The following is a 9,315-nucleotide window of genomic DNA, read 5'->3' as shown; positions in this document are numbered from 1 at the left end:
AAATTCGAGCACCGCAGCGAACCCGCAGGGCCATGCAGCAGGGGCGGCTTCTTTGCCTTCTTTCTTGGACGGCCAAGAAAGAAGGTCGCCCGCCGGGGCGAACTCCCGGCATCCTGCCTGTACAACCAAAGTCACGAGAGATTGCCCCAGCAGAGGTCCGCTCTGGGCACGAAGCAGCCTCACGGCCAAGGTCATCGAAGTGAATGGATGTGCACGAAGCCGAGAGCGCGAACGAGAACCGCATGGCTCGCCAGGAGTTGCGCCTTGCTTCCCAAAGAAATTGGGGCGATTGATTTCTGACCAATTCGGCGTGAACTTGCTTGCGACTCAATGAACCCGCAGCACCTCAAACTGCTGTCGGATTGAAGCGACTTGTATCGACACCTCATCACCCTCGCATTTGCCCAGCATGGCCCTGCCTAAAGGGGCGTCGCTGCTGATGACCTGAACGAGCTCAGCGCCGCTGACCAAGGTCATGCTGCCCCCATCTGGGCCGAGAAAGAGCTGTTGCTGCTTGTCGTCGGCATCAACCAGGCAGACCAGTGCGCCGAGCTGTATGCCTTTGCTGGCGTCGTAGGGGCGCGGGCGGAATTGGCGCCAATTGGCCATCGCCTGGCGGATGGCTTCGGCGCGACGAGCTTGGCCGGTGGCCAGGTAGGCGGCTTCGAGACCCAATGTGTCGTATTTGTTTTCGGCGATGTTTTCTTCGTGAGTCGCCGTTTCATGGGCCGCCCGCGCTGCCTGTTCGGTTTGCAGCAGGTCTTCGGCGAGCCGTTCCAGCACCTGCTGCTGCAGCAAGAATTTATCCATGATGAAAGCTAGGCGGCTCGAACAAGCGGGAGGAAGGACTCGATTATGAAGGGCCCCTTTAGCTTTCGACCTTGCTGTGGGCTGTACGCTAACTTCAGCGATGGGCAGGCAGCAGTCTCCTGCTCCTCGCTCTGAACGCTGCGGCATGGTCCGTAGCTCTATGCAAGGGGCAGTACTTTTGTCGGGTCTTGTTAGGAGAGCTGATAGGGATGAAGCCGGATTGAAAGAACAAGGTGCGGGTTCGTCGGGCTCACGGCCTTCGGCCTGGGCAATGCGACACTGTCACTCCAACCCGCCTTCGCGCGCCCCGGCTTCTTTTCCCTGCCCTCCTTCTTCCTCATGCCCCACGCCGTCTCCCGGCTGCGCGCCGCCCGTCTAGTGCGCAGCCACACGCCTTACCGTGCCCCTGGCGGCTTCAAGAGTGAGCGCTGCGAGCGTTGCCGGCTACTACCCAGCCATTGCATGTGCGCGCTGATGCCGCGGGTGGCGACGCGGGCGGGGGTGTGTTTGTTGATGGCGGATATTGAGCCGCTCAAGCCCAGCAATACCGGCTGGTTGATCGCCGATTTGGTGGCCGATACCTTTGCCTTCGGTTGGGCGCGCACGGTGGTGGACCCGGCTTTGCTGGCGCTGCTGCAAGACCCGCAGTGGCAGCCTTTTGTGGTGTTCCCGGGCGAGTTTGTGGCGCCGGGGCGGGTCATCACCGAGCTGCCGCCGGACACTGTGAACCCGGCGCCAGGGGCCAAGCGCCCCCTCTTCATCTTGCTGGATGCCACCTGGGGCGAGGCGCGCAAGATGTTTCGCAAAAGCCCCTACCTCGACGCTTTGCCGGTGCTGAGCCTGCAGCTGGAGCAGGTCTCGCAGTACAAGCTGCGCCGCTCGCGGCGGGATGATCATTTCTGCACCAGCGAGGTGGCGGCGCTGTGCCTGAGCCTGGCCGGCGAGACGCTGGCGGGCGAGACGCTGGAGGCCTATCTGGACGTGTTTTCTCATCACTATCTGCAGGCCAAGAACCAGCAGCCGATTGCTTGGGAGGACGAAGCGCATCAGCGCTTGCGCGCACTGTCTGCCGCGCCGTGCTGAGCCTGGCCCGGTGCCTGATGGAGAATGGCCGCTCTGCACACAAGAGGTTCATTCCCATGACCCAGCTCTCGGCTTCCGCCTTCCCGCGTTCAATCAAACTCCGGGCCACGGCGCTCGCCTTGGTTTCATCCTTCTTCGCCCTGTCGGCCGCGGCCAGTTCGGCAGAAAAGCCGCTGGACCAGCTGCCCTACACGCCCAGCCTGGATGTGCCGTCCATGGACCGCAGCGTGGACCCCTGCGAAGACTTTTATCAATACGCTTGCGGCGGCTGGATCAAGAACAACCCGATTCCTGAAGACCAGTCGCGCTGGTCGGTCTACGGCAAGCTGGCGGTGGAGAACCAGCGCTTTCTCTGGGGCATTCTGGACAAGCTGGCCAGCAGCCCCGAGCGCAGCAGCCTGACGGCCAACCAAGCCAAGATGGCCGATCACTTCGGCGCTTGCATGAACGAAGACGCGGCGCGCAGCCAGGGCTTGGCGCCCTTGCAGCCGCTGCAGCAGCAGATTGCGGCGCTGACGTCCAAGGACCAGCTGCCGGCCTTGTTGGCCGCCCTGCACCTGGCCACCAATAACGAGCGATTTTTCTTCCGTTTCGGTTCGGGCCAGGACTTTGGCAACTCCAGCCAGGTGATTGCCTTCGCCGTGGCGGCGGGCCTGAGCCTGCCGGACCGCGACTTTTATGTGAAGCGCGACGCCCGCTCGCTGGCCATGATCAAGCAGTTCGAGGCCCATGTGGCGCGCCTGTTTGAGCTCTCGGGCGAAACGCCGCAGGCCGCTGCCAAGGCCGCGCGCAGCGTGCTCAGCACCGAGCGCGCGCTGGCTCGCGCCACCTTGACCCAGGTGCAAAAGCGCGACCCTTACAAGACCTATAACAAGCTCAATGCCAAGGCCTTGCAAGACCTGACCCCCGGTTTCGACTGGGCGGCTTACCGCGCCGCGCTGGGCATGGCAGGCCCCGTGGGTGCCACCAATGTGACCGAGCCGGGCTTTTTCAAGGAGCTGGATGCGCGCTTGCAGTCCATGAGCTTGGGGGAGATCAAGACCTATCTGAACTGGGCTTTGATCAGCAGCCATGCGGCTTATCTGGCCCCTGAGATGGTGCAGGCCAACTTTGACTTCTTTGGCCAAACGCTGAACGGCACGCCGCAGCTCAAACCGCGCTGGAAGCGCTGTGTTGAGCTGGTCGATGTGCAGATGGGCGAGGCGCTGGGCCAGGAGTTTGTGGCGCGCAGCTTCAGCCCCGAGTTGAAGCAACAGACCGAGCGCATGACGGCCGAGATCGAAGCCGCCATGGCCGATAGCATCAAGGCTTTGCCCTGGATGAGCGCCGCCACCAAGAAGCAGGCCTTGGCCAAGCTGGGCAGCATCGTCAACAAGGTGGGCTACCCCGAGCGTTGGCGTGATTACAGCGGCTTGAGTGTCAGCCGCGACAGCTTTGTGGCCAATGTGCAGGCCGGCCATCGCTTTGAGTTCAAGCGGCAACTGGCCAAGATCGGCCAGCCGCTGGATCGCGGCGAATGGGCGATGACACCGCAAACGGTGAACGCCTATTACGACGCGCAGATGAACGACATCAACTTCCCCGCCGCCGTGCTGCAGCCGCCGCTCTTCGACCCCAAGATGGACGCCGCGCCCAACTACGGCAACACCGGCGGCACCATCGGCCACGAGCTGGTGCATGGCTTTGATGATGAAGGCCGCAAGTTCGATGCCAAGGGCAATCTGAAGGATTGGTGGAGCAAGAAGGACGGCCGCGAGTTCGAAAAACGCGCCGCCTGCGTGGCCGACCAGTACGCGCAGTACACGGTGGTGGACGACATCAAGATCAACAGCCAGCTGACCCTGGGCGAAGACCTCGCCGACTTGGGCGGCCTGGTCTTGGCCTTGACCGCTTGGAAGCAGCATGTGGCCGGCCAGAAGCTCGAGAACAAAGACGGCCTGACGCCCGAGCAGCGCTTCTTCGTCGGCTTCGCGCAATGGGACTGCAATAACGCACGCCCCGAGGCGCTGCGCGTGCAAGCGCTGACCAATCCGCACTCGCCCGGCCGCTACCGCATCAACGGCGTGGCGGTGAACATGCCCGAGTTTGAAAAGGCCTTTGCCTGCAAGCCCGGTCAAGCCATGGTCAAGCCGGACGCCAAGCGCTGCAAGGTCTGGTGAGTTTTTACTTGGCGCCCGGGTCCAGTCGGCGGGCCCGCGCCAGCCGCCAGGCGTCGGCCGGTTCGCCGGTGTAGACGTCCTCGGCGGTGGTATCGGTTTCCTGCAGCTGGGTGTCGATGGCGATGCGCTTGTCGAACACAAAGCACTCGCCCTTCCAGTCCGCCGCGGCATCGGGCAAGGCCTCGAAGTAGCTGACGATGCCGCCGTCGAGCTGATAGACATCCAGGCCCTGGTCTTGCATCCAGGCGCTGGTTTTTTCGCAGCGAATGCCGCCGGTGCAATACATGGCGATGCGCTTGCCGCTGCTCTTCCACTCGTCGGCGTGCTCGGCCACATAGGCCGGGAAGTCACGGAAATGCGCCACCTTCGGATCAATCGCGCCTTCAAAGTGCCCCAGCTTGTATTCAAAGCTGTTGCGGTTGTCGATCACCAGCACATCGGGCTGCTTGATCAGCTCGCGCCAGGCTTGCGGCGAGACATGGGTGTTGGGCTTGCTGGGGTCAGGCAGGCCTGACACGCCGGGCACGCCAAAGGCCACGATCTCGGGCTTGCAATGCACCTTGATCAGAGTGAAGGGCTTGGTGGCGCAGGCGCTGTGCTTGAACACCATCTCGCTGAACGCACCGTCAAACAGCGGGTCGCTGTGCAAGGCCTGTTCGAAGGCTGCCAGCGACGAGCGCGGTGCGGCGATGGCGCCGCTGATGCCTTCTTGCGCCACCAGGATATTGCCGCCGATGCCGCTGGCCGGCGGGCTCAACTCGCGCAAGCGCGCGGCCACCGCTTCCGGGTCGGCCAGGGCCACAAATTTGTAGAAGGAAGAATGGATGTGGGCCTCGTCGGCCCCGGTGTTTGGCTCAGACATAGAGTGCGGGATCGGCTTGTGTTTGGGGAGTGGCGCCGGCCGGCAGCAGCGCCAGGCCACCGCCCAAGGTCCAGGCTTGGCGGTGCCCCAGCCGGGTCAGCGCTTGGGCGGCTTGGCGGCTGCGATTGCCGCTGCGGCAGAAGAACAGCAGGGGCCGCATCGGCTCGGCCAACCATTGCGGTAACTCGTTCAGCAGGCGCGACAAGGGCACCGCCTGCATCTGCGCACCGATCAGTTCCGGCGTTTGGCTGAGAAACTGTTCGTAAGGCTCGCGCACATCGACCAGCAAGGCCTGTGGGTGCGCGGCGATAAAGGCCTGCAACTGCGGGCCGTCAAGTTGCTGAGCCGGCTCCGCTGCGGCAGTCAGGCAGGTGACGACCTGTTGGGCGTCATCGCGGCCGGGCGCCAGCAGGCAGCTGTCGTCCAGCAGCGCGCTCAGTGCGGCCAGCTCGGTCTGGCCGCTGAAGGCCACGCCGCGCGCCAGGCCACTTAACAGCAAGACCTGACCCTGCGGGCGAAGCTGGCGGCGCAACGCCAGCTCGCCCAGGGGCAGGAGATCGCGGCCCAGCGGCCAGCCGAGGTTGTCGGCGGCTTCCGCATCGGCCCGCAAGGCCGGCTTCAGCAACTCGTTCAACAGCTGGCGCGCCTCGGCATGCTCGGCTTCACCGCTGGTGCTGAGGATGGCCCGCAGCGGGTAGTCCTGGCAGTGCAGCGCTTGCACCAGGCGGTCCACCTGTTCGGGGCGGGGGTCGATCAGCACGCAGCTGCGGCTGGCGCTGTCGGCCAGCAAATAGCAGCAGGCGCCGTCGTGCATGAAGCGGGTGATGCCTTCGCCGACGGTGGGCAGGTTGTCAGTCGGGCTCAGGCAGTGCTTACGCAGTGATTCGCCGCAGGCTCGGATGCGTGCGCAGGCCTCGTCGATGAAGGCCTCGTCAACGGCCGGGCCAATCGACAGGCGCACCGCGCCGGCCGCTTGCCAGTCCGGCAAGCCCATGGCCTGCAGCACAAAGCTGGGCGCGGCCTTGGCGGCGCTGCAAGCCGAGCCACCGCTGACGCGCACATCGGCCGCATCGAACAGGTCTTGCAGCAGGCGCGAGCTGAGGCCGGGGACTGCAAAGTTCAAGGTGGTCGGCAGGCTCAGGTCCAGCGGTGCGTTGAAGACCAGGCCGGGGAAAGCGGCGCAGAGCGCATCGGCCAGACGCTGGCGAAAACGCTGCAGCGTGGCCGAGTCGCGCAAGGTGCGCCCATCCTCCAGCGCCGCCAGCACGGCGCCGAGCGCCGCAATGCCGGACATGTTCTCGGTGCCCGAGCGCAGTGCGCCCTCTTGTCCGCCGCCGGCCATTAGCGGCGTGAACGGCGCGCCGGCGCGCACATAGAGCAGGCCGATGCCTTTTGGGGCGTACAGCTTATGGCCCGAAAACGGCGCGTAATCGATGTGGCTGCTGCGCAGCTTCAAAGGCAGCTTGCCGAGCGCCTGCACGCCGTCCACCATCCAGAAGGCGGCGCTGCCGGCCAAGGCGTCTTCGATGCCGGCCAGGTCGCTGATGATGCCGGTCTCGTTGTTTGCCGCCATGGTGCAGACCAGGCCGGCGCGGGCCGCATGGCGGCGCAGGAAGTCCAGGTCATGGCGGCCTTGTGCGTCGACCGGGATCGCCATGATCTGCAGGCCCAAGCCCAGCACGGCATTCCAATGCTTGAGCGCCTCGGGCACGGCCTTGTGTTCGGTGGCGCCATAGAGCAAGAGTTCAGCGCCCAGCTTGCCACGCAGGGCGCTCAGTGCCGACAGCACCGCGGTTTGAATGCCTTCGGTCGCGCCGCTGGTGAACAGCAGGGATCCGCTGCCGGTATCGAGCAGGCGCTGCGCCCGCGCCCGCACGCCGTCGATCAGCGCCTTGGCCTTCAGCCCGGTGCTGTGCACGCTGCTGGGGTTGCCGTAGTCCTCCACCATGGCTTGTATGGCGGCCGCCTTGGCTTGGGGCAGCACCGGCGTGGTGGCGTTGGCGTCGAGATAGATTTCCATGGCAGGGGGCGGGCCTTGTGGGCCTGGCGCTGAGGGCGTGTACAGACCGCAATCGTAACTGTGCCCCGATTTTGAGGCCCTATACTGAGCGCCCAGGGTCGGCAGAACACCCAGGCCTTGCCGCGCGGCGCTTGTCCGCGAGCTAAACCTGCCAGGCAATCGATCTTTTCGTTTTGAAGATGATGAGGTTCTTTCTCATCATCAGGCTGAGCCCGCTTTGTGCGCGTGCCCAGCTGGAAGTCGGCAAGCACCAGCACCCACTTGTTTCGCTCGGTGGGTTGAAGGGCACACGTGTGATGTGGAGAACGCTCAACCATGCCTCGTGAATTGATCCCATTGAGGGTCGACGACCTGTCGACCTTTGCCAAAGCCCTGCGCAGCCAGCTGCAGTCCTCGTTCGAAGAGAGTGACGAAAAGCCCGATGCCCGCGCCGAGGTGCCCAGCCATCTGAGCCTCTTGAATATGCTGGCCCGCGCCGCTGGCCACCGCAACTTCCAAGCTTTGAAGGCTGCGGCTGAAACGCAGGCGCCGATCGAAACGCCCGCGCCCAGCAAGCTCAGTCCGAAACATGCGCCGCCCGCGCGCGGCCCGCGCCATCCCGAGATGAGCGAATTGGCCGACCGTGCGCTGCGCCAATTCGACGCCCAAGGACGGCTGGCCCGTTGGCCTAGCCGCCATCAGGTGCAGCGCTATGCCTTGTGGGGTTTGTGGATTCACTTCGACAGCCGGCGCCCCTATACCGAGCCCGAGGTCAATGAGATCTTGAATGCTCACCACGGCTTTGGTGACCATTGCACGCTGCGCCGGGAGCTGGTCAATATGAAACTGCTGGGGCGCACCGACGGCGGCCGGGAGTACCGCAAGCTGGCGGCTCGGCCGGATGAAGAGCTGCTGCCGTTGCTGCGCGAGTTGCGGTCGCGCTCGACGGACGATCGGGGCGCATCTGACGCTTCTTGAGGGGGCGTTTTGTGCGACTTGCTGCTTGGGCCTGATGGGGGCAGAAACACTCGATGGACGGACCTAACATCCTGGATCAACGTCCATCGACTGACTCTCTGTTCGCCCTATGCCTCAAGAAAAAAATGCCGATCGCGCAACCCAGCGAGGACTTGCTGCTGGGGCGAGTTGGCCCAGCTTGCTGCTCGCCCTGATGCTGAGTGCTTGCGCAACAAGCGGGCCCAGGGTCATTGAAAGCAGCAGCACAGGCCTGAACCGGCAAGCCGATCAGTACGAACAGCAAGCGCGAGACCTGCAAAGATCAGGCTCCGGCCGGGCCGGACTCGAGCTTCAGCGGCTAGCTGACACGCAGCGCCTGGAGGCCAAACGCCGGGAATCGGGCGGTTTACTCGAGGGCGTGGTGGATCTGCTGGTGAACAGTTTGTTTGAGTCTTGGTTGGCCTCCCCGCCGAAAGGGCGGCAGAAGTAAATCCTGGTCAGGTGCGGCGCCGGGAGCGGCAAGTCTTGCTGCCAAGGCCCCTGGCTACAATTCGGAGCCGTGTCCCAAGGGAATCCATCCGTGTCCGATCGCTTCGCAGTGCTGCTGCAATACCTGATGCCTAAACAGGCGCTGACTCGTTTTGCCGGCCTCGTGGCCTCAGCTCGCATGGGCAGCATCACCACTGGCATCATTCGCCGCTTTGTGGCGCGCTACGACGTGAACATGGCCGAGGCAGCCAATTCGGACATCGCCGCTTATACGACCTTCAATGAATTCTTCACCCGTGCCCTGAAGCCCGGCGCGCGGCCGCTGGCCGATGCGGAGCTGATCTGCCCGGTGGATGGGCGCATCAGCCAGTTCGGCGCCATCCAGGGTGATCAGATTTTTCAGGCCAAGGGCCACAGCTTCAGCACCACCGCCTTGGTGGGCGGCGATGCCGAGCTGGCCGCGCAGTTCAAGGACGGCGTGTTTGCCAATATCTACCTGAGCCCGCGCGACTATCACCGTATCCATATGCCGGCCGCAGGCCGCTTGACGCGAATGATCCATGTGCCGGGTGATCTGTTCTCGGTCAACCCGGTGACGGCGCGCGGCGTGCCCGGTTTGTTTGCTCGCAATGAACGCGTGGTCTGTGTGTTCGAGGGCATTCACGGTCCTTGGGTGCTGGTGCTGGTGGGCGCCACCATCGTCGGCAGCATGTCCACCGCCTGGCATGGGGTGGTGAACCCACCGCGTCCCGGCACCGTGCGCGAGTGGCGTTATGAAGGTGATGCGGTGAAGCTGAAGAAGGGCGAAGAAATGGGCCGCTTCTTGCTCGGCTCCACCGTGGTGATGCTCTTCCCCAAAGGCCCATGGGCCTTCAATCCGGCGTGGACGGGCGAAGACCTGGGCCGCCCCGGCAGCGCGGTGCGTCTCGGCGAGGCCATGGCCTCGCGCTGAAGTA

Annotated in this window: 8 protein-coding genes; 4 read left to right on the top strand and 4 right to left on the bottom strand. The window is 64.2% G+C overall.

Annotated features, from left to right (window positions below; all coding sequences use genetic code 11):
- Both WG899_RS20815 and WG899_RS20810 read right to left on the bottom strand, forming a co-directional pair.
- On the bottom strand, positions 1–195 hold a 195-nt coding region (locus tag WG899_RS20815; RefSeq protein WP_339597580.1), incomplete at its 3' end, for a hypothetical protein.
- A gap of 132 nt (positions 196–327) precedes the next feature.
- Positions 328–810 carry a GreA/GreB family elongation factor gene (locus WG899_RS20810; protein ID WP_339597579.1) on the bottom strand — a complete coding sequence of 161 codons (483 nt, stop codon included), beginning with the start codon at positions 808–810 and terminating at the stop codon, positions 328–330.
- A gap of 339 nt (positions 811–1,149) precedes the next feature.
- On the opposite strand from WG899_RS20810, the gene WG899_RS20805 reads away from it, so the two are divergent.
- The gene (locus WG899_RS20805) at positions 1,150–1,893 is read left to right on the top strand and encodes a tRNA-uridine aminocarboxypropyltransferase (RefSeq protein WP_339597578.1); all 744 of its coding nucleotides are present in this window, start codon (positions 1,150–1,152) and stop codon (positions 1,891–1,893) included.
- A 56-nt stretch (positions 1,894–1,949) separates the two neighbouring features.
- A complete protein-coding gene (locus WG899_RS20800; RefSeq protein ID WP_339597577.1) occupies positions 1,950–4,052 on the top strand; it encodes a M13 family metallopeptidase in 2,103 nt (700 codons plus the stop codon).
- A 4-nt stretch (positions 4,053–4,056) separates the two neighbouring features.
- On the opposite strand, the gene trhO is transcribed toward WG899_RS20800, so the two are convergent.
- The gene (gene trhO / locus WG899_RS20795; RefSeq protein WP_339597576.1) at positions 4,057–4,914 is read right to left on the bottom strand and encodes an oxygen-dependent tRNA uridine(34) hydroxylase TrhO; all 858 of its coding nucleotides are present in this window, start codon (positions 4,912–4,914) and stop codon (positions 4,057–4,059) included.
- On the bottom strand, positions 4,907–6,934 hold the full coding sequence (locus WG899_RS20790) for an aminotransferase class V-fold PLP-dependent enzyme (protein ID WP_339597575.1): 2,028 nt from the start codon (positions 6,932–6,934) through the stop codon (positions 4,907–4,909). Before WG899_RS20790 ends, trhO begins: the two co-directional genes overlap by 8 nt.
- Before the next feature lie 315 nt (positions 6,935–7,249).
- Between WG899_RS20790 and WG899_RS20785 the strand changes: the two genes are divergently transcribed.
- Positions 7,250–7,891: a DUF2087 domain-containing protein gene (locus WG899_RS20785; RefSeq protein WP_339597574.1), complete on the top strand. Its 642-nt coding sequence runs from the start codon at positions 7,250–7,252 to the stop codon at positions 7,889–7,891.
- Positions 7,892–8,450: 559 nt separating this feature from the next.
- On the top strand, positions 8,451–9,311 hold the full coding sequence (asd, locus tag WG899_RS20780) for an archaetidylserine decarboxylase (protein WP_339597573.1): 861 nt from the start codon (positions 8,451–8,453) through the stop codon (positions 9,309–9,311).
- Positions 9,312–9,315: the final 4 nt, after the last annotated feature.

This window comes from Paucibacter hankyongi (genome assembly GCF_037482915.1).
GTDB lineage: Bacteria > Pseudomonadota > Gammaproteobacteria > Burkholderiales > Burkholderiaceae_C > Paucibacter_A > Paucibacter_A hankyongi.
Note: the sequence above shows the minus strand (reverse complement) of the source record. Positions and strands in the feature narration are given on the sequence as shown.